General features: G+C 62.7%; 21 protein-coding genes. 12 read left to right on the top strand and 9 right to left on the bottom strand.

What is annotated here, in order from left to right:
• Positions 1 to 27: 27 nt before the first annotated feature.
• From ACSFDB_RS19460 to ACSFDB_RS19450, 3 genes are all read right to left on the bottom strand, one after another.
• The gene (locus ACSFDB_RS19460; protein WP_440772723.1) at positions 28 to 831 is read right to left on the bottom strand and encodes a creatininase family protein; all 804 of its coding nucleotides are present in this window, start codon (positions 829 to 831) and stop codon (positions 28 to 30) included.
• Positions 832 to 925: 94 nt separating this feature from the next.
• Positions 926 to 1,300, bottom strand: a complete 375-nt coding sequence (locus ACSFDB_RS19455; protein ID WP_440772563.1) for a Rid family detoxifying hydrolase — start codon at positions 1,298 to 1,300, stop codon at positions 926 to 928.
• A 119-nt stretch (positions 1,301 to 1,419) separates the two neighbouring features.
• Positions 1,420 to 1,773, bottom strand: a complete 354-nt coding sequence (locus ACSFDB_RS19450) for a hypothetical protein (protein ID WP_440772562.1) — start codon at positions 1,771 to 1,773, stop codon at positions 1,420 to 1,422.
• Positions 1,774 to 1,908: 135 nt separating this feature from the next.
• Between ACSFDB_RS19450 and ACSFDB_RS19445 the strand changes: the two genes are divergently transcribed.
• From ACSFDB_RS19445 to ACSFDB_RS19425, 5 genes are all read left to right on the top strand, one after another.
• Entirely contained in the window at positions 1,909 to 3,087 is a 1,179-nt protein-coding gene (locus tag ACSFDB_RS19445; protein WP_440772561.1) for a hypothetical protein, read from the top strand.
• A gap of 135 nt (positions 3,088 to 3,222) precedes the next feature.
• Positions 3,223 to 4,215, top strand: a complete 993-nt coding sequence (locus ACSFDB_RS19440) for an LLM class flavin-dependent oxidoreductase (RefSeq protein WP_440772560.1) — start codon at positions 3,223 to 3,225, stop codon at positions 4,213 to 4,215.
• Positions 4,216 to 4,279: 64 nt separating this feature from the next.
• Positions 4,280 to 5,449 carry an exo-beta-N-acetylmuramidase NamZ family protein gene (locus ACSFDB_RS19435; RefSeq protein ID WP_440772559.1) on the top strand — a complete coding sequence of 390 codons (1,170 nt, stop codon included), beginning with the start codon at positions 4,280 to 4,282 and terminating at the stop codon, positions 5,447 to 5,449.
• Positions 5,446 to 7,017, top strand: coding sequence for a beta-N-acetylhexosaminidase (gene nagZ / locus ACSFDB_RS19430; protein ID WP_440772558.1), 1,572 nt, complete (start codon positions 5,446 to 5,448; stop codon positions 7,015 to 7,017). The genes ACSFDB_RS19435 and nagZ overlap by 4 nt, the downstream gene beginning before the upstream one ends.
• Before the next feature lie 61 nt (positions 7,018 to 7,078).
• The gene (locus tag ACSFDB_RS19425) at positions 7,079 to 8,257 is read left to right on the top strand and encodes an anhydro-N-acetylmuramic acid kinase (protein ID WP_440772557.1); all 1,179 of its coding nucleotides are present in this window, start codon (positions 7,079 to 7,081) and stop codon (positions 8,255 to 8,257) included.
• A gap of 61 nt (positions 8,258 to 8,318) precedes the next feature.
• Here ACSFDB_RS19425 and ACSFDB_RS19420 read toward each other — a convergent pair whose 3' ends face one another.
• From ACSFDB_RS19420 to ACSFDB_RS19410, 3 genes are all read right to left on the bottom strand, one after another.
• Entirely contained in the window at positions 8,319 to 9,905 is a 1,587-nt protein-coding gene (locus tag ACSFDB_RS19420; RefSeq protein ID WP_440772556.1) for a family 10 glycosylhydrolase, read from the bottom strand.
• A 169-nt stretch (positions 9,906 to 10,074) separates the two neighbouring features.
• On the bottom strand, positions 10,075 to 10,749 hold the full coding sequence (locus ACSFDB_RS19415; RefSeq protein ID WP_440772555.1) for an HAD family hydrolase: 675 nt from the start codon (positions 10,747 to 10,749) through the stop codon (positions 10,075 to 10,077).
• A gap of 133 nt (positions 10,750 to 10,882) precedes the next feature.
• Positions 10,883 to 11,647, bottom strand: coding sequence for an IclR family transcriptional regulator (locus tag ACSFDB_RS19410; protein ID WP_440772554.1), 765 nt, complete (start codon positions 11,645 to 11,647; stop codon positions 10,883 to 10,885).
• A 549-nt stretch (positions 11,648 to 12,196) separates the two neighbouring features.
• On the opposite strand from ACSFDB_RS19410, the gene ACSFDB_RS19405 reads away from it, so the two are divergent.
• The 3 genes from ACSFDB_RS19405 to ACSFDB_RS19395 all read left to right on the top strand — a co-directional run bounded on the left by ACSFDB_RS19405 (position 12,197) and on the right by ACSFDB_RS19395 (position 16,239).
• Positions 12,197 to 14,044: an ABC transporter substrate-binding protein gene (locus ACSFDB_RS19405; protein WP_440772553.1), complete on the top strand. Its 1,848-nt coding sequence runs from the start codon at positions 12,197 to 12,199 to the stop codon at positions 14,042 to 14,044.
• 172 nt (positions 14,045 to 14,216) lie between these two features.
• On the top strand, positions 14,217 to 15,221 hold the full coding sequence (locus tag ACSFDB_RS19400; protein WP_440772552.1) for an ABC transporter permease: 1,005 nt from the start codon (positions 14,217 to 14,219) through the stop codon (positions 15,219 to 15,221).
• Entirely contained in the window at positions 15,208 to 16,239 is a 1,032-nt protein-coding gene (locus ACSFDB_RS19395) for an ABC transporter permease (protein WP_440772551.1), read from the top strand. Before ACSFDB_RS19400 ends, ACSFDB_RS19395 begins: the two co-directional genes overlap by 14 nt.
• Before the next feature lie 48 nt (positions 16,240 to 16,287).
• On the opposite strand, the gene ACSFDB_RS19390 is transcribed toward ACSFDB_RS19395, so the two are convergent.
• Positions 16,288 to 16,497, bottom strand: coding sequence for a hypothetical protein (locus ACSFDB_RS19390; protein ID WP_440772550.1), 210 nt, complete (start codon positions 16,495 to 16,497; stop codon positions 16,288 to 16,290).
• A gap of 232 nt (positions 16,498 to 16,729) precedes the next feature.
• On the opposite strand from ACSFDB_RS19390, the gene ACSFDB_RS19385 reads away from it, so the two are divergent.
• Complete coding sequence (locus ACSFDB_RS19385) at positions 16,730 to 18,910, top strand: ABC transporter ATP-binding protein (protein WP_440772549.1); 2,181 nt, start codon at positions 16,730 to 16,732, stop codon at positions 18,908 to 18,910.
• A gap of 117 nt (positions 18,911 to 19,027) precedes the next feature.
• Here the strand turns inward: ACSFDB_RS19385 and ACSFDB_RS19380 are convergent, their stop codons facing one another.
• A complete protein-coding gene (locus ACSFDB_RS19380) occupies positions 19,028 to 20,140 on the bottom strand; it encodes a mandelate racemase/muconate lactonizing enzyme family protein (protein ID WP_440772548.1) in 1,113 nt (370 codons plus the stop codon).
• Between the two features lie 903 nt (positions 20,141 to 21,043).
• On the opposite strand from ACSFDB_RS19380, the gene ACSFDB_RS19375 reads away from it, so the two are divergent.
• Together ACSFDB_RS19375 and ACSFDB_RS19370 are read left to right on the top strand one after the other, a co-directional pair.
• Positions 21,044 to 21,256 carry a hypothetical protein gene (locus ACSFDB_RS19375; protein ID WP_440772547.1) on the top strand — a complete coding sequence of 71 codons (213 nt, stop codon included), beginning with the start codon at positions 21,044 to 21,046 and terminating at the stop codon, positions 21,254 to 21,256.
• Between the two features lie 115 nt (positions 21,257 to 21,371).
• Entirely contained in the window at positions 21,372 to 23,045 is a 1,674-nt protein-coding gene (locus tag ACSFDB_RS19370; protein ID WP_440772546.1) for a cobyric acid synthase, read from the top strand.
• A 25-nt stretch (positions 23,046 to 23,070) separates the two neighbouring features.
• Here ACSFDB_RS19370 and ACSFDB_RS19365 read toward each other — a convergent pair whose 3' ends face one another.
• On the bottom strand, positions 23,071 to 23,460 hold the full coding sequence (locus ACSFDB_RS19365; RefSeq protein ID WP_090311696.1) for a CopG family transcriptional regulator: 390 nt from the start codon (positions 23,458 to 23,460) through the stop codon (positions 23,071 to 23,073).
• Between the two features lie 186 nt (positions 23,461 to 23,646).
• Here ACSFDB_RS19365 and ACSFDB_RS19360 point away from each other — a divergent pair.
• The coding region (locus tag ACSFDB_RS19360) for an ICP22 family protein (RefSeq protein WP_440772545.1) at positions 23,647 to 24,495 on the top strand (849 nt) is incomplete at its 3' end.

The following is a 24,495-nucleotide window of genomic DNA, read 5'->3' as shown; positions in this document are numbered from 1 at the left end:
AACACCGTCTATCGCCTCGAATTCCCGTTACTCCGTTCGAACGTGCTCGGCCACCGCACGGAGGATCGACTCGAGTTCGACGCCGAGCCGGTCGAAGAGTTCGCGTCCTTTCTCCGCGGTTGCGAGGTCCGGGTCGCCGATCGAACCCGACGACGAGTACGCCTCGAACGGGCGGTACACCGAGAGCGGACCGGGTTCAATCAGGTCGTCGTCGCCGTGCTCGTAGGGCTCGTCGAGTGGCGTCGCTTCACTCCGCCCGTCCTCGCGGACCAGTTCGGGATAGCAGTGAAGCATCAACGACGTCTCGAACTCGCCGCCGTGAGCCATCCCGCCCGCGTCGCTGTCGCGAACGTCGTCGACGAACGGCTCCGCCAGCGAAAAGTACGTGATTCCGGTGGCTTCGACGTCGGGATGGGCAGCCCCGATTTCGCTGACGGCCGCGCCGACGAGCGGGCCGTTGCCGCCGTGGCCGTTGACCAGGAGGACCGAATCGAAGCCGTTTTCGAGAGCACTCGAGACGATATCGGTGACGGCGGCGAGCGCGGTCTCGAACGACAGCGTGAGCGTGCCGCCGAAGTGGAGGTGGTGTGGCGAGTAGCCGCTCCAGATCGGGGGGACGACGACGACCGGGAGATCGGACACGAGCGAGGCACCCCGCATCGCGACCGCCGAGGCCAGCAACGTATCGGTGCCGACGGGGAGGTGAGTCCCGTGCTGTTCGACGCTTCCGATCGGGACGAGCAGGATCGATCCGTCGGCGTCACCGATTTCGCGAATCTCTTCGGCCGTCTTACTAAACCACGAACTCGGGTGTGTGAGCTGATCACCAATCACGACCGGTGACTCTCGGTACATCTACAAAAGCGTTCGTGAAACGGGCTGGCCGTCCCTGCGGTCGGGGCGAGAGATCGTCAGGTCCGGCGACTCACGCCGACGCGACGACTTCGATCTCGACGCCGATGTCGATCGGCAGATCCTCGACCTGCACGGCGCTGCGGGCCGGGTACGGCTCGCTCACGTAGCTCCCGTACACCTCGTTGATCGCGTCATAATCATTCATATCTTGGACGAACACGGTGACTTTGACCGCGTCGTCGATCGACGCGTCCGCCGCTCGAAGGACCGCCTCGATGTTCTCGAGTGTTCGCTCAGTCTGTGCCGCGATATCGCCGTCGATGATCTCACCGGTGTCGGGATCGACCGGACCCTGGCCCGAGACGTAAATTCGATCCCCGTCTCGGATCCCCTGCGAGAACGGGCCGATGCTCTCCGGTGCGTCGTCCGTCGTTATCGGTTGCATCCGTGAGCGGTGTTCACGGAGACGGCTAATAAATATACGCCGTCGAACTCGACGCCCCGAGCGGCCGTTCGGGTTTCACAGCGTCCGTCCGAACCGCTCCGAGTCGATTCGTACTCGTCCTATTCGTCTACGTTCCCCTTCGCCTCCCAGATCGACTGTATCATGTCCGCGAAGACGGCGGTCCGGACCGGCACACCGTCCTCGGTCGTGGCCGACAATTCGCAGTCGGCGATCTGTTCGACGAACTCCTTCCGAAACGTCAGCTCCGAGAGCGTCTCCCGAACGTCCACCGTCAACACCCCCTCGTCGTCCGTCTCGAGCCACGGACTCGCCCGTTCCTTCTCGGAGTACTCGATGGAGTAGGTCTCCCCGAGCAACTCGAGGAGCGCCTCCTCCGTTCCGACTTCGATCCAATCGTCGCCCGTCTCGAGGAAGAAGGTTCCGTCCGAGAACGTCGTTTCGTACCGTCGCATACCCGAACTGTGCAGCCGAATCGGCATAAACGTCGGGATCGTGCCACGATCCCACACACCGAGTAGAGCGACGGCCGACCGACTGACGTCCGTCTGTGGAAAAGAGTTTTATTTGTTGCCAGACAAGTGTCTTCAATGACTGGTTTGTGGACCTATCCATGGAGTTTCGCGGATTCGGATCGCGAAACTGCGGTGGATGCGCTAGCAGCGGCCGGCATCGATCACCTCAAGGTCGCTGCACACTATCACTCAGTCCGTACGTTCGATCCGAAAGACGACGCCCTCGGATTCTACACGTTTCCCGGTGGCTGCCTGTTCGACCCCGAGGAGCGCTACTTCGAACAGACGACGATCGAACCACCACCGAACGAGATTCACCGCCGCCCCGACGCCTTTGGAAATCTCGTGACGACGGCGCGCGATCACGGAATCGCCGTCGACGCGTGGCTCGTCTGTTACCACGGGACCAGATTAGCGAGCGAGTGGCCCGCCTACCGCATCGAAGACGCGTTCGGGGACGCACACGACCACGCGCTCTGTCCGTCCAATCCGAACGTCAGGCGCTACTTCGCCGGACTGGTTCGTAACCTGGCACAGTACGATATCGACCGGATCGACCTCGAATCGCTCGGATTTCCGAGCGTCGTTCACGGACACGGAACCGCGTACGGTCACCACAAAGACAACGTCATCACGGACCGCGCAGCCGAGTTTCTCGCCTCGCAGTGTTTCTGCGACGCCTGTCAGCACGAGGCGCAAACGCGTGATATCGTCGACCTCGAGGCGGCCGAAGCGGCGGTCGCCGACTGCTGTGATCGATATCTTACGACCGCCGCCGAGATGCCGCCGTTGTCGCAACTGGTCTCGGACGAACCCGTCCTCGCGGATCTGTTCGCGTTCCGCGAAGCCGTCGTCGGGGCGCAACTCGAGGCCCTCGCCGTCGCCAGCGGCGACGTTCGACTGTCGTACTACCTCGCGGACGGCGGCGGCTACACGCCGTCGACGCTCTGGCCGAGCGGCGTCACCCCCGAACTGCTCGACGCGTACGTCGACGACGTGACGGTCCTCTGCTATACGGACGATCTCGACGAGATCGATGCGCGCCTGACGGCCTGTGACGAGTCGCTCGAGCACTCGGTCGACGCAGGGCTGACACTCGATCCGGCGATCGTCGACGGGCGCGAGCAGTGGGATCGGCTCTTCGATCGCGTGGATTCGCGAATCGATGGTGACGTGTTCGTCTACAACCACGCGCTCTTGACGGAGACCCAACTCGACTGGATCGCGCCACACGGAACGACGACGGTCACGTGAGAAGGCGGGCGCGGACGGACGGCAACGCACGGACGAAAATGGTGTGAGCGGAGCCGGCACGTTCGGTTTTGAGCGGAGATCGGTCGATCGCAGGAAGGTTTTAGTATGGTCCGGTGAACTTGTGAATACGTACCAATGGAGTGGCACTACAACGTCGCAGGTTGCTTTCGCTCTCCCGGGGACGATCTCGAACTGGCCGAATACGCGGCAGACGCGGGCTTCGACGGGATCTGGATCGGCGATCACTTCGTTCCCTGGCTCGACAACCGACCGTACACACACCACGTCCTGCCGTGGCTCGGTTCCCTCGCCGAGCGGGTGCCGGACGTCACTATCGGAACGTGCGTGAGCTGTCCGACGATCAGATACGAGCCGCCGGTGTTGGCACAGGCACTGGCCACCATCGACAACGCCTACCCAGGTCGCTTGGAGTTCGGCGCCGGAACCGGCGAAGCGCTCAACGAGGCGCGATTCTACGACGACGACTGGCCCGACTGGGGAACGCTCGCGGGAATGCTCATCGAGTCCCTGGATCTGATGGAGACGCTCTGGGACAGCAACGAGTACGTCTCCCACGAGGGTACCCACTACCAGTACGACGATATGAAACTGTACACGAAGCCCCGGTCGAACATCCCCCTTCACTGGGCCGCCTGGGGGCCCCAATCCGCGACGTGTGCCGGGAGGTACGCCGGCAATCTCATCACGGCGGGCGACGCCGACCTGATCGAGGAGACGCTGAAACCGGCGTTCGACGCTGGTATGTCTGAACGCGAGGGCGACGACGCCGGCGGCGGAACGATTTCCGTCCAGCTGTCTGCACACGTCGGCGACCCTGCCGCCCTCGTCGACGAACTCAGATCGAAGGGCGAGTACACGCCGCACGAAGAGCTCGGGACCGCGGATCCGCGGGAGATTCAGACGATCGCACGAGACCACCTGTCCGACGTCTCCGATGCGGAGTTGCGCGAGCTGAACAACGTCACGGACGACGCGACCGAGCTGATTCCGACGATCGAACGGCTCCATGCCGCCGGCGTCGACCGCGTGATTCTCGTCTCGAAGGTCGGCGATCCACGGCGAACGATCGACGCCATCGCGAACGACGTGATGCCACGCATCGGGTGAGAGACCGGGTCAGGAATTGGCAGCCACCCACATATTTATAATCTCGCCCTCGGTAACCGAGACTATGGTTCGCGTGGGCATCGAGACGTTAGTAGAGACAGACCTAGAAGCGGTCGAGGGAGACCGAATCGGCCTCATCACGAATCCGTCCGGGGTCGATTCGGCCCTCGTTCCAACGATTGATACACTCTATAACCACGACAGCGTCGAACTCGTCCGGCTGTTCGGGCCGGAACACGGCATTCGTGGAAACGAGCAGGCCGGCGTCAAAGTCGCCGATAGCGTCGACGAACGGACGGGAATTCCCGTTACGAGCCTGTACGGAGACAACCGGCGGCTCGATCCCGACATGGTCGCCGATCTCGACACGGTCATCTACGATATGCAGGATATCGGCTGCCGATTTTACACGCTGATCTACACGCTCGCATACGCGCTTGCGGGTGTCAGCGAGACTGACACCTCGTTCGTCGTCCTCGATCGACCGAACCCGATCGCCCCCCTCGGCATCGACGGAAATCGAGTTCCGACGGAGCACGAATCGTTCGTCGGCGGCCGCCGTCTACCGATCACGCACGGCCTGACCGTCGGCGAGTTAGCTCGGTACTTCAACGGCGAATTCGGACTCGAGGCCGACCTGGAGGTCGTCGAACTCGACGGCTGGACGCGAGACACCTGGTACGACGAAATCGAGCACGCCTGGGTTCCGCCGTCGCCGAACATGCCGACCCTCGATACCGCGACGATCTATCCCGGAACCTGTCTGTTCGAGGGGACGACGCTGTCCGAGGGGCGCGGGACGACGAAGCCGTTCGAGTTGCTCGGCGCGACTTGGGTCGATGCCGAAGAGTGGGCCGCCACCCTCAACGATCTCGAGATCGCTGGCGGGGCGTTCCGGCCCGCCTACTTTACCCCGATGTTCTCGAAACACGAACGCCAGGACGTCGAAGGCGTCCAGGTTCACGTGATGGACCGAAACGAGATCTCGCCCGTCGAAATCGGAATGAAGATGCTGATTACGGCGTTTCAACTGTATCCCGAGACTGACTGGGTCGAGTCGAACGGGGACTACTTCATCGACAAACTCGGCGGCGGACCGTCGCTTCGGGAGACGATCACCGACGTGGACCCCGCGGAGAACGCCGACGACGTGTACGACCGGCTCGACCGGCAGTGGGCCGAAGACCGGGCGGCGTTCGCCGACGTCACCGACGAGTACGTGCTGTACCAATGATCGGGGTGGACTCGCTCTCGCTCGAGCAGAAAGTCGGACAGCTGTTTCACGTCGGTTTTCCGGGACCGGAGCCGACGGCCGAACTCGAGTCGCTGATACGGGAGTACCACGTCGGCGGCGTCATCTACTTTTCGCGCAATCTCGAGACGCCCGAACAGACGCGGACGCTCTCTCGGTCGCTGCAGCGAAGCGCACTCGAGGGCGGCGCCGAGATTCCCCTGTTTCTCTCCGTCGATCAGGAAGGGGGGACGGTCCGCCGGCTCCCCTACTACACCGACGTACCCGGACAGATGGCGGTCGGGGCGACCGGAGAGCCGTCCGCGGCGGCGACCGTCGCGAAAATTACGGCGCGTCAACTCCGAAGCGTCGGGATCAACTTCAACCTCGCGCCGGTCCTCGACGTGAACAACAATCCGGCGAACCCGGTGATCGGCGTTCGCTCGTACGGCGAGGATCCGGACACGGTAGCCGCGTTCGGCAGCCGGTACCTCGAGGCGTTACAGTCCGAGTCCGTCGTCGCCTGCGGGAAACACTTTCCGGGACACGGCGACACCGCGACGGACTCTCACGTCGAACTTCCGATCGTGGACGCGGACGAAGACCGATTAGCGCGGGTCGAGTTTCGACCGTTCGTCCGGGCGATCGAGTCGGGTATCGATTCGATCATGACCGCACACGTGGCGTTCCCGGCGATCACCGGCTCGGAGACGAAGCCCGCGACGCTGTCACCGGCCGTTCTCACCGACCTCTTGCGAGACCGGCTCGGATTTTCGGGCGTGCTCATCACCGACTGCATGGAGATGAACGCGATTACCGAGACGGTCGGGACCGAACGAGGGGCCGTCGAAGCCATCAGAGCCGGTGCCGACGTCGTGCTGGTCTCGCACTCGGCCGACCGACAGCGCAGTGCGATCGACGCCGTGATCGAGGCCGTCGAAAGCGGAGCGCTCTCCGAAACACGGATCGACGACTCGGTCAACCGGATTCTCGAACTCAAAGACCGACGCGACCTTCGACCGGCAGACGCAGCCAGTAGTGGTGATTGCTCACCACTCTCGGAGCGCGAGCTATCTGCAGTTCGTGATATCTCGCACGCGTCGGTGACGCTGCTTCGGGGTCGGCTCGACGAGCGGCAGATCGACGCCGACGAACAGTTGTACGTCGTCGCTCCGCGGACAACTGGCGGCTCGCCAGCGGCCGAAACCCAGTCGGCGTCGGCCGTTCTCCGATCGACGCTCGAGGAACGCGGACTCGAGGTCACGCTGCTCGAGATCGGCGACGCCTCGGCTGTCGATGGAACGGCTATTCCGGCAGGGGCCCAGGTGCTGTGCTGTACCGCAGACGTCGCGCGGAACCCGGAACAGCGAGACGCCGTCGAAACCGTGATCGAAGCCGGCCACTCGCCCGTCGTCGTGTCGCTCACGAATCCGTACGATAGCCACCACGTGCCGACCGCCGAGACGTTCCTGACGACGTACGATCCGTCGCCCGGAAATCTGAGCGCACTCGTCGACGTGCTCCTCGGCGACCGGTCCCCACGCGGCAGCCCGCCGACGAGTCTCCGATAAGCGTCGCAGACGCGTCGATTCGTCCAGTATCGTTTTGACACTGCTCTTCGTTAACGCAGACGTGACTTCGTATCGAACCATCGGACTGATGTCCGGTACGTCCCTCGACGGGGTGGACGCGGCCCTCTGTCGAATCGAGCTTCCGGATCCGGACGCACCGCTCACGGAAGCGACGATCGAGACGGAAGCGGCGATCACCGACGAGTACGAGCCACGGTTCCGTTCGTACCTCGAGACGGTCTGTGCCGAGACGACGACGATCGACGAGCTGGCTCGAGCCGACATCGCCGTGGGTCGGCGGTTCGCCCGGGCGGTGAAGACGCTCCTCTCGAAAGCGAACACTACCCCGGAAACCGTGGATCTGATCGGGAGCCACGGCCAGACGGTGTGGCACGCACCCGAGCTGGCGGCGCTCCCCGGGAAACTCGGCACCACGCGAACGACGCTTCAGATCGGCGACGAGAGCGTGATCGCAACCGAGACGGGAATCGCTACCGTCGCCGATTTTCGTCGTGCGGATATCGCGGCCGGCGGCCACGGCGCACCGCTCTCGCCGCTCCTCGATTGGATCCAGTTCGGCGACGAATCGGAGGGGCGAATCGTTCAGAACATCGGCGGGATCGGGAACTGCACCGTCCTGCCGGGCGGAGGAACGCGAGAGGCGGTGACGGCCTTCGACACCGGACCCGGGAACATGGTCATCGACGCAGTGGTCGAATCGGTCACGGACGGCGATCGGCGCTTCGACGAAGGCGGACAGCTGGCAGCAGCCGGCGACGTCGACGGCGAACTGCTCGCATCGTTGCTCGACGATCCGTTTTTCGAGCGCGACCCGCCGAAATCAACCGGGAGGGAACGGTACGGAAACGCGTACGCCGACGAGGTGCTCGAGCGGGCGCGACGCCGAGACCTCGCGGAACGCGACCTCGTTGCGACGGTCACCGCGCTGACGAGCGATTCGATCGCGGACGCGTACGAACGCCACGTCGAGTTCGACCCCGAACGCGTGATCGTTTCCGGCGGCGGCGCGTGGAACGAGACGCTTTGCTCGCGGCTCGGCAGTCGGCTGCCGTGTCCCGTCGAGACGAGCCGAGCGCACGGAATCGATCCCGACTTCCGCGAAGCCGTCCTGTTCGGCCTGCTCGCGGCACTGTTCCGAACCGAACGGGCCGGATCGCTGCCCTCGGTCACGGGTGCGAACGAACCGGCCGTCCTCGGAACGCTCTCGAAGCCACCGTAAGGAGTCTCAGGGTGTCAGGACAGGGGAGAGTCGAGGTTCGGTCTCACATATCGGTTGTGCGCTACATCATCCCCTGAAGCGTGAACTCGACGTCGGTGACCGAGCCGGTCTCGATCGAGACGTTCGCCACGCGACGACCACGCGTTTCACCGGCCGGAAGTTCGATCCGGTAGCGTCCCGGCTCGAGGTCGACGACGCCGAACCAGCCGTTCCCCGTCGTGGTCGTCGTCGCGACGGTCTCGTTGCGCTGGTTTACGGTGACCTCGAGTCCGTCGACCGGTCCGTCGTCGCGCACGGAGACGCTACCGCTAACGTGGCCCGTCTCCGGCTCCGTCTTCCACGTTCGTTCGGGAACGCTCGCCGCGTCGGCGAAGACCGGGTCGCCGCCGTCCGGACTCTCCTCGGTCAGTGCGTGCGCGAGGTCCTCGCGGGCCTCGTCGGCCCCGCGTTCGCCCTCGAACGTCGAAAGGTCCGGCGTCGCGTAGGAGTATCCCGTCCAGCCGACGACCCGGTTTCCGTCGTCCGTCTCCGTCAGCGCGGCGCGGATCTGATCGACCGTGTTCTCGATCTCGTTGAGGTAGACGGCGGAGCCGACGACGGCGTGGCGATCGTACTGGTGGTCAGCGGTGAACTCGTTCCACTGGCGGTACATCGTCGCCTGATCGTCGTCCCAGTCGCGCTTGTAGTTCATCGGCACGTTGAGGTCGACGATGCCCTCTTCCATCCACGCGCGCCAGTCCTGCAGGACCTCCGCGTAGGTCCGGGTCGATTCCCAACCACCCTGTGCTTCCGGACCGTATCCGTAGGTGATCGTATTCGCGCTGAGACAGATCTCGGGATCGGTGGCGTACGTCTCGACGTAGATTCGGCGCACGAGGTTCGTCACCTGATCGCGCCGCCACTGCGCCCACTCCTCGTCGTCCGCGTCGGGCACGTCGTCGCGGCCGGTTTCGGCCCGGAACCGGTCGAGCGCGACCTCGTTGTACCCCCACGACGGGGTACCGATCTCGATGTTGTGATCCGGATACCGAACGTAATCGAGGTTGATCCCGTCGATATCGTAGTGCTCGACCAAACTACAGGCCGTGTCGACGAGATAGTCCGCGACGGCCGGGTGGCCCGGGTCGAAGAAGTAGTTGTGACCGACGTGTTCTTCGCCGTCCTCGCGCACGCTGTGCCACGGGTTGTCGCTTCCCGGCCCGTTCGTGTTGAACGGGTGGTCGTCCGCCTCCGGCGGCGTCTCCTGGTTCCACATCGTGTTGACGTTCATCCAGGCGTGGACCTCGAGTCCGGCCTCGTGGGCCTCCTCGACGAGCGACTCGAGCGGATCGAAGTCGTCGGCGATGGGCGCATCGGTTCGCGGCGGGAGCGCGTCGTCGCAGAAACAGTCGCCTCGACGGACGACCTGGGCGATAATTGCGTTGTGATTCGCGTCGCTCGCGGCCGCGACGAGGCTACGAACCTCGTCCGCATCGTAGAGTCCCTCGTTGAAGCCGTCCACCCAGTAGGCGCGAAATTGCGCCACGTCAGCGGTCTCCTCGGCGCCGGTCGCCGTTCCGGGAACGCCGAGACCGACGAGTGCGGCCGCCCCGCCGCTCGCTTTGAGAACAGTTCGTCTGTCGATATCCGGTAGGTCGTGTCGTGTCATTGTAACGCATCGTCTTCGGTTCGATGTCCGTCTGTTATGCCTCGATTCGCGTCGCTCACCGGCCGAGCCGTGTTCAGTGCTCTCACCTCGTAGTTGAGTAAAAGAACGTTCTAGGTTATAACTATTTCTCCGAAGAGTGACGTATCGAGGCCGCAACGGCGCGAGAGTCTTACGCGAGCCGTTCGATAACCGCGGGGATATCGTTCAGTGATCGGATGATCGCGTCGGGACGAACCGCCGCAGACGTCGAGTCGGCCTCGGTTCGACGGAGGTAAACCGCCGTGAGATCCGCTCGGTGGGCAGCCTGAATATCGGTCACCCGATCGCCGACGTACAATCCCGTTTCGCCGCCGAGATCGGCCAGCGCCTGCTCGATGTAGTATGGATCCGGCTTCCGGCGCTCGAAGCCGTCCCACGTCGGCTCGCGACCGTACGCCGTCTCGACGACGGACTCGAGTCCGAAGTGGTCGACGGCGAAGTCGATCGTCGCCTGCTGGTTGTTACTGACGAATCCGATCGGGTGTGAGGCGGCTAACTCCGAAAGGACGTCGACGTCGTCGAACAACGTTCGCTCCCCGTTTCTGCACAACTCCCGTTGATGCTCGGAGACGTGCCGTTCCCGAACCGGCCACACGTCGGGTAGTTCGAGACCGTGGCGACGGCAGATCTCCCGCATTCGATCGGCGGAGACGTCTCCGACGAACGATCGGTGCTCCGCGTCGGTCGTGCTGACGTCGAACTCGGCGAACGCGTCGCCGATCGCTGACTCGTAGACCGACGGTCCAGACCGGTGGTGGCGGAGGATCACGCCGTCGACGTCGAACAGAAGCGGGAGGTTAGCCATCGAACCACAGCCAACGAGCGGGCAACGCACCTGTGAGACGGTTGGTGACGTTCATATCGTGGGGAGTGTGAGCGCGGGTGATAACTGTACCGGCTCTCTGGTCGAAACCTGCCACGGGGGACCTCGTTTCCGCCTACGAGTACGTAATCTGCAGTTCGATTACGTTCTTCGTATTGATCACGGCCTCGAGGACGGGACCCCGGAGTCGCTCGAGCGTCAGCCGGCTCGTCGGGCCCGTCACGCCGACGGCTCCGACGGCGATACCGCTCTCGTTTCGCACGGCAGTCGCGACCGATCTAACACCGCGCAAGCGCTCTTCGTCGCCGACCGCGTGACCGTTCGAACGGACGGACGCGAGCTCTTCCAGTAACGCCGAGCGGTCGGTTATCGTGTTCGACGTACACGCTGCGAGCCCGTGTCGGTCGATCGTGGTCTCGATGTCCTCGTCGGGTCGATCGGCCAGCAGTACCTTGCCGAACGCGGTCGCGTGGAGCGGCACGCGCTTCCCGAGATACAAGTCGAGCGGAAGGTCCGTGTTGCCGGGCTCGTGTGCGATGAAGTATCCGAGTCCCGATTCTGCGACGCACATGCTCGCCGACTCCGACGTCTCCGAGGCCAGGTGCCGGAGTTCGTTCCGCGCGGCGTCGGTGATCTTGTACTGACTTCGGGCGAACTCGCCGTAGGTTAGAAACTGGAGACTCAGGCGGTACACGCCGTCGTTTCTCGTCACGAACCCGCCCTCGACGAGCGTGCTGAGGTGATTGTGTACCGTGCTGTCGGGCAACTCGAGTCGTTCGGCGAGCTCCGTGAGGCGAGCGGTCCCGAGCTCGTACAGCATCTCGAGGACGGCCAGAGAGCGCTGAGTCGCTTTCACCGGATTTTTCGCCTCGCGTGTCATTCGTTATCGGTTTCGATGGAACCCGTGAACATTAGTCTACCGCCGTAAGGCTGATCCGTCGGCCGCGAGTAGAGAGCGACGGTCGGCAGGGATCTTCAGCGATACTGAAACGGACTCTCGATCCGAACGGGGAATGGTTCCAATTAGCACGAAACACTGTCTCGAGGGAGTACGCTCGTGTCAGTAGCCGAGAAAGCCACTGAGCCGATACCAATCCATTTACAGACGTACATCTGTAATATTCGGCACGAATTCCAATTTTGTATAAGTGAAGTACCACGTCTCTCGTCTTCTTCGAGACGAGACCGTTCAGGACACTACCGACGGCGGAAACGATGCACGATAACAGAGCACACGATGTAGCTTCGATCTATCGCCGTCGTTAGCCGACGCTCGTTTTCGTCATTCGGAATCCGAACGGTCGGTTCGTCGGGCCCGAACACGCCACGGAACGACCCAAGAGCCGGTGACGCATCGTGCCCACTACTCGCCGTTCACTGTCAAACCGTCGGCAGATTTATAATGTTGGTATTGATAATCATAGTATGTATGCAGGAGAATAACACAGGTGGGGCCAGTACGGACTGGTCCCGCCGAAGGTGGTTGAAAACGGTCGCGGTCGGTGGCGCGGTCGGATCGATCGCGGGCTGTCTCGGCGTCGAGGACGATGGCGACGACGACTACTTCGTCCTTCCAGCGGTCGGGAACCTCGAACAAGCACACTTCAACGTCTGGAGTCTCGACAACCAGCTCTTCTTCGAGACCGGACTGCTGTGGGAGGAGCTCGCGTACTTCTCCGCCGACGAGGCCGACTGGTACCCGCAGTTCGCGGAGGACTGGACCTTCGACATGGATGCCGGAACCGTGACGTTCGACCTCCGGGACAACCTGGAGTGGCACGACGGAACGACCGTCACGGCGGACCACGCCGTCGATCACTTCCGACTGGCGGAGGTCTGGGGCGATTCGGTCTGGGACTTCGCGACCGACGTACACGCACCCGAAGAACACACGCTCGAGTTCGAGGTCGATAGCGTCGCCCAAAGCCTGATCGAGCACGTCTTCCTCGGCGATATGTTCAGCCGGTGGCTCTACACGCACCCGGAGCTACACCGAGACTTCATCGAGCGCGCGGAAGACGCGACGACGGACGAGGAGTTACAGGACATCAACGAGGACCTCGCGAACTTCTCGATCAGCGGCGAGGAGGCGATCGACGCCGGTCTCGGAAACGGGCCGGTCGAACTGGTCGACGTAACGGACTCGAGAATCGTCCTGGAGCCGTACGACAACTATCCGATCGGTTGGGAGGGCGACAACGACATGAACTGGTCCGGCTTCGAGATCGTCGATTTCGGGGACAGCGAGTCCGACTTCCATCAGGCGGCGATCGCCGACAACATCCACGGGTTCACCGGGGACACGCCCGACGAGGTCCGTGGCTCGATGGGAGACCACTGGGAGATCATGACCGGTCCGCAGGAGGGATTCCAGACGATTCAGTTCAGCCCCGAATCGGACTGGGGCGAAGACAGCGACGAGAGTCGTGCACTTCGGCAGGCAATCGCCTACATGTACGATCCAACGGAGTTCGTCGACATCTTCGGCGAGGAGATCATGGACTATCCGGACCCGAACAACGTCACCGGACTGAACTCGCCGATGGACGAGGAGTGGCTGGGCGACGTCGTCGGCGACTTCACGAGCTACGGCAACAGCGACGACGGGTGGGTGCAGGAAGACCTCGCCGAAGAACGGATGGAAGCCGCCGGCTACGAACGAGACGGTGACGAGTGGGTCGATTCGGAGACGGGCGACGTACTCGAGGTCGAAGTCCTCTACCCGGTCGACTTCGCCGCCAACGTACCGTCGTACGAGAACGTCGTCGAGCAGTTCAATCGCTTCGGCATCGAAGCCGAAGGCGTCGGAGAGGACTTCACGACGCTCCAGACGCAACTGATGCCCGAACACGACTTCGAAGTGGCAGTGTACACGTCGGGGCCCGCAGCACCGCATGCAGTCAGCTCCTATCGGAATACGATGGGCGACGTTTCCGCCCCCGACACCGACCGGTGGAACAACCAGCTCTCGGAGGTCGACGTTCCCTGGCCGCCGGGTGACGAGGATAACGATATCGAGACAGTCAACATCGACGATCGGATCGAGGGGCTGAACAACGCACAGGACGAAGACGAAGTGATCGAGTACGTCGAAGAGCTCGGATGGATCTACAATCAGTGGGTCCACGGCATCCAGACGTGTACGGAGTTCCGCCTCAACTACGTGGCGACGGACGAATGGGACTGGGGCGTCGAGATGGACGATCCGAAAATCCGTTCGGAGCAGCCGTGGATGTATCTCACCCGAACGGGAGACCTGCAGGCGAGATCAGAGTAAGTATCATCGGAACTGTGCATCCTCGTCGGTTTTCGGGCGTATCGTTCGCTTTCGACACCGTCGAGTCACGACGATTCGGCCCACGCCGGCGATTCTGCCCCGCGTCACGTTCGAACGGAAAGTGTGGTAATCGGTACCTATTTGAGTGTGGAGATATCGCATACAATGTAGCATGCATTGGGTACTGAAGCGGGCAGCCAGAGCGGGGTTCACCGTCTTTCTCGTCGTTCACTTCACGTTCCTGTTGATTCACTTCCTCCCTGGCAGCCCGATGGACTACCTCCAAGCCCAGCTATCGCGACAGCAGGGTCTCAGCGAGGGTGAAATCGAAGCGATGGCCGAGGTGTATCTCAACATGCACCCGGAGGCGTCGCTCGGGGAACAGTACGTCAACTACATGTCCTCGCTGCTCACCGGGGATCTCGGCACCTCGATCTACTTCAACGAGTCGGTAGCCAGCTTACTCGCCACGGCGATCCCGTGGACCGTCTTTCTGATGTTGAACGCGATCGCGATCTCGTTCGTGATCGGTATCTCGCTCGGCGCACTGATGGCGTACCTGGAGGGGAGTCGCTTCGACAACGCGGCGACGATATTCGCGATCGTCAGCAACTCGATTCCGTACTACATCATCGCGATCCTGCTGGTGTACGTACTCGGCCACCAACTGGATCTGTTCCCGGTTACAGGCCGCTACGACGACCGGACGACCCCCGGGGTGAATATTCCGTTCATGTCCAGCGTGATCTATCACGCGACGCTTCCGGCGCTCTCCTGGGCCTTCGCCGGTCTCGGCGGCTGGGCGTTAGCCATGCGGGCGAACAGCATCAGCATCCTCGGCGAGGATTACCTCCGCGTCGGCCAGCTCAGAGGGTTGACGACGCGGCGGCTGACGCTGCGGTACGTCGCGCGAAACGCCGTCCTGCCGCTGTACACGAACATGATGGTGGTCATCGGATACGCGTTCGGTGGCGCCGTCGTCCTCGAAACGATCTTCGTCTACCGGGGTGTCGGCTACTACCTCTTCCGGGGGATCGAAGCGCGAGACTTCCCGCTGATGATGGGGGCGTTTATCGTGATCACCATCGCCGTCGTGACGGCGCTGTTCCTGGCCGAACTGACGTACGGGAAACTGGATCCGCGAGCACAGGAGGGAGGGATCGATGAGTCATTCTGACGAAGCCTCGAGCGGCGGCGAGTTCCCGTTCCAGACGCCGACGACGGGCGAAACGACGCGGAAAGAGCGCTGGTCGCGCACGGTCGATCGAACGGTACTGGCACCGGCGCGGATCATCCTGAGCGATTGGCGCGGAAAAGTCGGGGTGACGATCATCGCGCTCTACCTGTTTATGGGTCTCGCCGGCCCGTACCTGATCTCACCGCCTGAGACGGACACAGCCAACATGCTGGTCGGCCCCTTCGAGATGTGGCAGTACCCGCTGGGAACCGATAGCTCCGGTCGCAGCATTCTCGCCGACGTCGTCCACGCCACACCGCCGATGCTCAAGATGGTGGCCGCCGGCGGCGTTTTCGCCGTGACCGTCGGCTCGATCGTCGGCATGGTTGCGGGATACAAAGGCGGGCGCACCGATCAGGCGCTGATGGTCGTTACGGACACGCTCATGGCGATTCCGGGACTGCCGCTGATCATCGTCCTGGCGTTCCTGTTCGAGCCCAGAAACCCCTACGTCGTCGGGATCATCCTGGCTATTCCCGCCTGGTCGGTCCTCGCCCGTTCGATTCGCTCGCAGATGCTTCCGCTACGGAACGTCGAGTACGTCGAGGCGAACCGACTCATGGGTATTTCGACGTGGAAGATCATTCTGAAAGACATCGCACCGAACCTGATGCCCTACATCCTCGTGAGTTTCGTCGGCGCCTCCCGCGGGATCGTCTTCGACTCGGTTGCGCTGTACTTCCTCGGCGTCCTTCCGACGACGGATCCGAACTGGGGTGTCACCATGGACACGGCGTACTCGAGCGGCGGGGCGCTGTACTCATGGGGGGCAGCCCACTGGCTGCTCGCCCCGATGCTCGCCGTCGTGTTGCTCTCGCTCGGCCTAATCCTGATTGCACAGGCCGCGGACAAACTATTCAACCCGCGAATCCGCGCCCGTCACCAGAAAACGACAGCGAGCGATGCGGACGACGTCGACCACGACCCGAAGACGCCGGCGGAGACGACCGCTCGGTGATCGGACACGTCAGAGAGTAGTTTCGGCCCGAACCCGCCCCGCGAACGGTTACCGACACTTGTACCGGAAGAGCAGGATCAACCCGATGAACACCGTGATAACGATTAGATTGTACGATGCGATCGCGTACTCCGCCGTTCCCTGCTCGAGATACGGGAACGAGAGAAGCGTGAGAATCCCCAGCGTGAATACCAGAATGCTGAGGATTCGAGCGGCGAACTCGTACTTACAGAGCCGGTCCCAGCCTGTTTCGGTCATTAGCACACAGGTTCCGACGGAGAGCGTATAATAATTGTGGACAGCGAGACCAGAGTCGGATCTCGTCCGGGCTGAGAACGGGCGGACGCGTTCGGGTAGCGATTCGTTCCCACGGCACAAATTTCAAGTAACTGGACGACCCACGTCGTCGCATGCACTCGGTATATAGACGTATCGTCACCGAATCACGACCGCAACCGAGACCGGGTCGTGCCGAACGGCGGTGGGCGTAATGGCGACGCGGGAACGAACTCGGACCGAGACTCGGCTTGACGACGTGATCATGAGCGTCGACGACGTGACGGTTCGATTCGATATGGACCGAGGAGAGTCACGGGTTCTGGACTCGGTGAGTATGGATATCCGTCGAAACGAGATCCTCGGAATCGTCGGCGAGTCCGGCTCCGGGAAGTCGATGTTCGCGGACGCCCTCCTCGACGCAGTCGTCGACCCCGGCCAGGTGAACGGCTCGATCACCTACTACGACGACAACGGCACCCCGGTCGACGTGTTGAACCTCGACCAGGAGTCGCTCAGGAGGTTCCGCTGGGAACGCGTCTCGATGGTGTTTCAGGGTGCGATGAACTCGTTCAACCCGACGATGGACATCCGGGGACACTTCGAGGAGACGCTCGCTGCACACGAGTACGACGTCGGATCCGGAATGGAACACGCTCGAGAGCTCCTCGAAGCGCTCTATCTCGATCCGGATCGCGTCCTCGATTCCTACCCGCACGAGTTGAGCGGCGGCATGTCCCAGCGAGCGCTCATCGCGCTGAGTCTCGTCCTGGAACCCGACGTTCTCGTCATGGACGAGCCGACGGCCGCACTCGATCTGCTCATGCAGCGATCGATCCTGAGCCTGCTCGAGACGGTCAAAGACCAGTACGATCTCACGATCGTCTTCATCACGCACGACCTCCCGCTGGTGACCGGGCTGGCCGATCGACTGGCCGTGTTGTACGCCTTCGATTTCGTCGAGGTCGGCGTCGCCGAGGACATCTTCGAAAATCCGTCCCATCCGTACACGCGATCGTTACTAAAGGCCGTGCCGACGCTCGACACGCCGCTCGAGGAGATCACCCCGATCGAGGGGGCGAGTCCCGACCCGGTGGCCCTACCGAGTGGCTGTACGTATCATCCGCGGTGTTCGCTCGCGGACGATCAGTGTGAGGTCGAAGAGCCGCAATTCCACGAGGTCACGGCCGACGAGAACCACCGGACTGCCTGTTTCCACTGGGAGGACGCAGCGGACGAAATTCCGCTCTCGAAGGCGACGGGGCCGACCGCGCCGACCGAGATCGACGGCGAGCAGTCTAGCGAACCCATCCTCTCGCTGTCGGACGTCGAGGTTCACTTCGAGCAGCAGGTCGGGCTCCTCGAGAGTCTGTTCAACGATCCGAGCCCGGTCCGGGCGGTCGACGGCGTTTCGCTCGATATCTACGAGAACGACGTCGTCGCACTGGTCGGCGAGAGCGGCTGCGGAAAGACGACGCTCGGAAAAACGATCGTCGCGGCACAGCGCCCGACGAGCGGCGAGATCACGTACGACGGACAAGAGATCTGGGCCGCGAAAGACGGCGACGGACCGGTCGAAATTCCGTACGACGAGATCAGAAAGTCGCTGCAGATTATCCACCAGGACCCGGGAAGTTCGCTCAACCCGAATCGGACGGTGATGGCGAATCTCGAGGTTCCGTTGAAACAGTGGCATTCCGAGATGGACTACAGCGACAGGGAGAAGCGAATCCTCGCGATGCTCGAACACGTCGGCATGTCGCCGCCGCAGGATTACGCCCATCGGTACCCGCACCAACTGAGCGGTGGCGAACAACAACGCGTCGCGCTGATTCGTGCACTCTCGATGAATCCGGGAGTCATCTTCGCCGACGAAGCGGTCTCCGCGCTGGACGTCTCGCTCCGCGTGGAGATGATGGATCTCATGCTCGAGCTACAGGAGGTGTTCGACACCTCCTATCTCTTTACCTCGCACAACCTCTCGAACGCGCGCTACCTGTCCGCGAGCGTCGACGGGCGAATCGCCGTCATGTACCTCGGAAAGATCGTCGAAATCGGTCCCGGCGAATCGGTGATCTCGAACCCGAAACACCCGTACACGAAGATTCTCAAGTGGTCGACCGAGGACATCGATACGGACGGAGACGTGACGGAATCGCCCCTCCGCGAGATCGATATTCCGGATCCGATCGACCCGCCCAGCGGCTGTTCGTTCCACACCCGCTGTCCGGACGCGCGCGAAGCCTGCACCACCGACGACCCGCTGTTGAGCCACGACGATCACACCGACCACCACGCGGCGTGTTTCAGGGAGTATCCCGAGGATCACCCCTACTGGGAGAGTGAGCCGATCGAGGACGAAGCGGCGGGCGTCGAACGCGAACCCAACAACTGAGGCGCGAGCACCACCGACGAATCACTGCCCCGGGCGCCGTCGATTCGATTCGCAGCTACTCTCTGATCGCAAACGGAAGACAAAAGAACGGCCACGGCTGTTGCTGTAGACGATCCATCACTCCACTCGATACCGTTCGACCGCCGTTTCGTCGACAGTCACGCCAAGCCCGGGACCGTCGGGAACGGGTATCGATCCGTCCTCGACGGCGAGGGGATCTTCGAGCACGTGATCCGCCCAGCCGTAGTACACCGAGTCGGGCGGGAGGTTCAGCGCCGGTGTGCTCGCATAGAGGTGCAGGACGGCAGCCTGTTTGATTCCCAGATCGAATCCGTTGTGATGCGTGACGGACAGTCCCGCCTTATCCGCGAGGGCGATCTGCTCGCGGACGGCGAGCAATCCGCCCGCCGGAACGAGATCGACGGCGGCGACGTCGACGGCGGCCCGCTCACAGAGGTGGTAGAGATTGCGAGGGAAGTACGTATCCTCGTTGGCGGCGATCGGCTGTCTGAGTCGCTGTCGCAGTCGTTCGTACGTTCCGTAGGTGTCGATCCGACACGGTTGTTCCAGATACTGGAGATAGATTCCCGCATCCTCCAGCGCAGCACCAGCGCGGACCGCCTCGTCGAACGTCCAGCCCTGATTCGGATCGAGACGGAACTCAAGGGCCCCGTCCGTCGCGTCGTGCATCGCACGAACGCGCTCGACGTCCGCCTTCCAGTCCGGTCCGGCCTTCGTTTTGAGGACGTCGAAGCCCTGCTCGAGTGCCCGCGTCGCGTACGTCCGTGACTCCGCTTCCGAGAGCATGCCGAGACAGTAGGCGACGTCGACGGTGTCGCGAACGCCGCCGCCGAGCAGTTCGGAAACCGGGGCGCCTCGGGCTTTTCCGAGGGCGTCCCAGAGGGCGGTTTCGACGGCTCCGAGAAACGGTCTCGTCTTGACGTACGGGTAGTAGAACGAGTCGACGAATCCACGGATCTCGTCGAGTTCGCGACCGATGAGTTCCGGAGCGATCACGTCGTCGATGACGGCGGCCGTCACCGCCGGTGACTGCATCGCGGTCAGCATTTCACCCCAGCCGGTGACGCCGTCGTCCGTCTCGAGACGAACCAGCGTTCGGCCGACCGTTTCGACGTCGTCGTGATTGCTACTGTACGGTGCGAGTCCGCCGTCCTCGAGCGGCTTGACCGGGACCGCTATGGGAATGGTCTCGAGACCTACAACTGCCATACCTACCGCACTTTCCGGGATAACTAAAAACCTCGTGCCGGAACGGCGTCAGCGGTGAGAACGCGCGAAACCGGTGGACCGATTTCGTGGATCGACCTGGCACTTCGCTAGCCGAAAACACCCAGTAAACACAGTTACGCTCCGAGTTGTCTATTTGACATACAGGATAATAATAGTACATGTCAGATGATAGTGCGCTAGAATCGTCTCTGGTCAGTACACGGATACGATACAGAGTCCACCGACGGAATGGCACCGACCCGCACGACGATCGACGAAGACACGAGAGCGACCGCCAATTTCAGTACCGGTTTAGGCCGTTATCACTATCTTGAGGAAATAACACTCTGTACGGGTACGTTCCGACCGAATCGATCGTTCCGATCGGTCTTTGTTCGATATCCGGACGAAATACCCGATGGGTCTGTCGCTCGAGAAATAGAGAGAGGGTTTCAAGAGAGACGACACACGAGCAGCTTACGGAAACGTGTGTCTCGTCGATAGGGAACATCATCAGCCACCAGTTCACCGATGGGAGACCGAATGCCGATTCGAAAAACACAGGGTTTGGACAGTATCTGGAATATAATTTTATTGGTAATTTTATAAAAGTACCTTATTTAATACATATCATTGTACGACACTATCGATCGGAATGTGTGCTCGAATGAGCTTCCGTTCGACGCGGTGAAAGAAGCCCGATTAGGTACGGCAGTGGGCCGCTCCCGGATCGAGGCAGAACGGGACGAAATTGGCACTCGAGTAAAGACCACCAGGGCAGCTGCATCTGCCGCAGATTCGGTAAATCGTGATCCGAAGCGAACCAGAACGGATCACCCATCGTGAAAGTGACTTTCGTCTGCAAGGAGTATCGGGAACGGGAACTGTGTTGATGAGTCTGCCATGAAAGTCGTCTACAAACCCGGTAACGCCTACGAGGAGATCAACTGCTTCGACTTCCGCGAGTACGAACACGGGATCGTCCTCAACGACGAGGAGGGCTACAACATCGGCTACGTCCCCCACGAGATTCTGAGCCACATCGAACCGCACGAGGGTGAGATGGTCGAGTTCGAAGGCGGCCAGCCGCCGGAACCCGGCTACGACGACGAATAGCGAGCGGACCACCTCGAGCGAGACTCACTCGAGTCCCGTCACACCGCTCACTCGAGCCCTTGCAGACCGAACCGATAGGACGATACTCCACGGCGTGCGAGTAGCGCCAACGCGGATGACACGAACGCTTCTCGTTGCGGGAACGGCAAGCCACGTCGGCAAGTCGACGGTCGCCGCCGGACTCTGCCGGCTGCTCGCCGACCGTGGCGTTTCGGTCGCCCCGTTCAAGGGACAGAACATGAGTAACAACGCTCGCGTCGTCGTGCGAGCGGAGGACGCTGATAATAATCCCACCAACAGCCCAGACGACGCCACGAACGCCGACCAGTGGGGAGAGATCGGTGTCTCTCAGTTCGTCCAGGCTCGAGCGGCCCGCACGACGCCGACCACCGACTGCAACCCGGTCCTGCTCAAACCCCGCGGCGACGGGGAGAGCCAACTCGTGCTCCAGGGGGAAGCCCACGAGCACGTCCCGGCCGGGGCCTACTACGAGGAGTACTGGGACGAAGCCCGCGCCGCGGCCGAAGAATCCTTCCGACGTCTCGCGGCCGATCACGACGTGATCGTCGCGGAGGGTGCGGGGAGCATCGGGGAGATCAACCTCCACGATCGGGACCTCGCGAACGTCGAGACGGCCGCGTTCGCGGACGCCGATATCCTCCTGCTGGTCGATATCGAACGCGGCGGGGCGTTCGCCAGCCTCTACGGCACCGTCGAACTGCTTCCCGACTCGTTGCGCGAGCGCGTCGTCGGCGCAGCCATCACCAAGTTCCGGGGCGACCCAACGTTGCTCGAGCCCGGTATCGAGGAAATCGAGGCGAAGACCGACGTCCCGATTCTGGGCGTGCTCCCCTACGACGATCCGGGACTACCCGAAGAGGACAGCGTCGGCCTGCCGGCGACGACCGAACGCGGCGTGCTGGGTGACGACGACGGCGTGCCCGCCGACCAGCGGCTGCGGATCGCCGTCCCCCGACTCCCCAGAATCTCGAACGCAACGGACCTCGAGGCGCTGGCGGCCGAACCCGGCGTTTCGGTTGTCTTCGTTCCGGTCGAGAGCGAGAGCGGACCGACCCACGAAGGCGGAGACGCAGCGGCGGACGTAGCGGCGGCGCTCGAAGGCATCGACCCCCACGCGGTCGTCCTGCCGGGAACGAAGAACACGGTGGACGATCTGCTGGCGCTCCACCGGGCTGGCTTCGGCGACGCGCTCGCGAACTTCGACGGGCCGACCGTGGGCATCTGTGGCGGCTACCAGCTACTGGGCGAGCGGATCACGAACGCCTCGCTCGAGGGAACGGGCGAGGCGGACGTGATCGATGGCCTCGGCTTGCTGCCGGTCGAAACCGAGTTCGAGGGCAGCAAACGGCTCGAACAGACGTCGGTTCCGGTCGACGGGACCGCGACGCCGTTGCTCGCGGGCGCCGAGGGGTCGGCGTCGGGGTACGAGATCCACGCCGGACGAACGCGGGCGCTCGAGGACGTCGCTCGGCCGCTTGGGGACTCGAGCGCGGCCCGCGGACGGGTGCTTGGAACGTACCTCCACGGGCTGTTCGACAACGAACCGGTGCGGTCGGCGTTTCTCGCACACGTCGCCGCCGACGCCGGAATCGAGTGGCCGCCGCTAGGTAGCGACTCAGCTACAGTAGCTGACGAAGAGACGGCAGCCAGCACGACGCCCTACGACCGCGCCGCGACACTGGTTCGGGACAATCTCGATCTCGAGGCGCTCGGAGAGCCGTTCGACGAGGGGATCGGGAAGTCGGTCAACGAGGCGCTCGACCCGTGACGCTGCAGCGCGGCGTCGAGTTGGGTTAGGCCGACTGATTTCTGTACGTGCCGAGCAGCTCCTCGAGAATAATACACTCCTGATCGGTCGAGTCGTAGTGGGTGTCGATGAAGCGTTCCGCGGCCTCGTAGTCGCCGCGAAGACCGTGTTTTCGGACGTTGATCACGGCGTCGAGGAAGAACGTGCCGCCGTCCGTGCCCAGCACGGCCGCGTGATCCTGCTCGCTGATGTCGAGTTCGGACTTGATCTCGTCGAAGTTGAACGTCTCCACCTCGTGGTCGGAGTTGATCAGCGTCAGTACGTACTCCGCGGAGAAGCGATAGAACTCGGATTTGCTCTCGAACATACCGTCGTCGACGAGTTCGTCGATCGCCTCGACGACCTCGTCCGGGTATCTGACGGTATCTTTCGCCATATCGACACAGTGCACACTCCTGGCTCATTACTGTTTCGAACAGCTGTAGATTTTGAGACAGGAAGACGGGGAGGGAGGGAACTCGGGCAAATCCGACGGACACTCGAGGCTCGTATCGAGTCTCGAAACGGAACGAACGTTAAAGCGAACGGGAGGGGTTGGCCCACACAGATAGGTGTAATCGACGTGTCTCTCGGCCTCTTCGTCAGTTCCCTCCCCTGGTGGTTGGCAGCGCCGCTGCTCCAAATCGCGGTGCTCGTGGTCGGGATGGCACTGGACGAAACCTACGTCAATCGGACGACGATCCTGACCGGCGCCATCGCCACGCACATGCACATCTTCGTCGCCGGCGACGTCGGGTTTCTGGTCGCGCTGTACGCCGACGTCGGTCTCGTGATCGGTGCGTACGGGCTGTACGCTTACGTGACCGACGGCTACGTCGGGGCCTGGTTCCGGCTGCTCGCGTACTTCGTCTACTCGCCGCTGGCGGTCTTTCTCGTCATCCTGACCGCCGGGCCGACGCTGTTCGGGGTCGAGCCGCTGGTCGTTCCCGCGATCGTGCTCGCAGGCTACGCCAACCACCAGCTTCGAGAGTACCTCAGCCCCAGAGAACCGTACTACTTCGGCCCCGATTCACCGGACACGTTCGAAGCAAGCCTCGAGACCGGAGCGACTGCCGAATCACCGATCGACGCACCGACGGCCGAGACCGGCGACTCAGCGGCCGAGTCGGCCACAACAGCGTCCGAAGACGAGCCGACAGCAGCGGTGACATCCGACGAAGCGACTGCGCGTTCCGGCGGTAGGCCGGAATCCGACCGCGCGGAGGCGAATTCGTTCGACGAGTCCGGCGTGCGTGAGGACGGCACCGAGTTCGACCATCCCGGAGCCGAACCGGCAGCCACCGCGGACTCGACCGGAGCCGAACCGGCAGCCACCGCGGACTCGACCGGAGCCGAACCGGCAGCCACCGCGGACTCGACCGGAGCCGAACCGGCAGCCGCCGCGGACTCGAGCGAACGGGGGATCCTCCCG

It is taken from the genome of Natronorubrum amylolyticum (genome assembly GCF_052040145.1).
Lineage (GTDB): Archaea > Halobacteriota > Halobacteria > Halobacteriales > Natrialbaceae > Natronorubrum.
Note: the sequence above shows the minus strand (reverse complement) of the source record. Positions and strands in the feature narration are given on the sequence as shown.

Bases quoted from the DNA above. Each gene is read 5' to 3' on its own strand.
- ACSFDB_RS19390 (WP_440772550.1), bottom strand. From the start codon at position 16,497: ATGACCGAAACAGGCTGGGACCGGCTCTGTAAGTACGAGTTCGCCGCT.
- ACSFDB_RS19440 (WP_440772560.1), top strand. From the start codon at position 3,223: ATGGAGTGGCACTACAACGTCGCAGGTTGCTTTCGCTCTCCCGGGGAC.
- ACSFDB_RS19400 (WP_440772552.1), top strand. From the start codon at position 14,217: ATGCATTGGGTACTGAAGCGGGCAGCCAGAGCGGGGTTCACCGTCTTT.
- ACSFDB_RS19380 (WP_440772548.1), bottom strand. From the start codon at position 20,140: ATGGCAGTTGTAGGTCTCGAGACCATTCCCATAGCGGTCCCGGTCAAG.
- ACSFDB_RS19415 (WP_440772555.1), bottom strand. From the start codon at position 10,749: ATGGCTAACCTCCCGCTTCTGTTCGACGTCGACGGCGTGATCCTCCGC.
- ACSFDB_RS19375 (WP_440772547.1), top strand. From the start codon at position 21,044: ATGAAAGTCGTCTACAAACCCGGTAACGCCTACGAGGAGATCAACTGC.
- ACSFDB_RS19450 (WP_440772562.1), bottom strand. From the start codon at position 1,773: ATGCGACGGTACGAAACGACGTTCTCGGACGGAACCTTCTTCCTCGAG.
- ACSFDB_RS19420 (WP_440772556.1), bottom strand. From the start codon at position 9,905: ATGACACGACACGACCTACCGGATATCGACAGACGAACTGTTCTCAAA.
- ACSFDB_RS19395 (WP_440772551.1), top strand. From the start codon at position 15,208: ATGAGTCATTCTGACGAAGCCTCGAGCGGCGGCGAGTTCCCGTTCCAG.
- ACSFDB_RS19385 (WP_440772549.1), top strand. From the start codon at position 16,730: ATGGCGACGCGGGAACGAACTCGGACCGAGACTCGGCTTGACGACGTG.
- ACSFDB_RS19410 (WP_440772554.1), bottom strand. From the start codon at position 11,647: ATGACACGCGAGGCGAAAAATCCGGTGAAAGCGACTCAGCGCTCTCTG.
- ACSFDB_RS19435 (WP_440772559.1), top strand. From the start codon at position 4,280: ATGGTTCGCGTGGGCATCGAGACGTTAGTAGAGACAGACCTAGAAGCG.
- ACSFDB_RS19370 (WP_440772546.1), top strand. From the start codon at position 21,372: ATGACACGAACGCTTCTCGTTGCGGGAACGGCAAGCCACGTCGGCAAG.
- ACSFDB_RS19455 (WP_440772563.1), bottom strand. From the start codon at position 1,300: ATGCAACCGATAACGACGGACGACGCACCGGAGAGCATCGGCCCGTTC.
- ACSFDB_RS19405 (WP_440772553.1), top strand. From the start codon at position 12,197: ATGCAGGAGAATAACACAGGTGGGGCCAGTACGGACTGGTCCCGCCGA.
- ACSFDB_RS19365 (WP_090311696.1), bottom strand. From the start codon at position 23,460: ATGGCGAAAGATACCGTCAGATACCCGGACGAGGTCGTCGAGGCGATC.
- ACSFDB_RS19445 (WP_440772561.1), top strand. From the start codon at position 1,909: ATGACTGGTTTGTGGACCTATCCATGGAGTTTCGCGGATTCGGATCGC.
- nagZ (WP_440772558.1), top strand. From the start codon at position 5,446: ATGATCGGGGTGGACTCGCTCTCGCTCGAGCAGAAAGTCGGACAGCTG.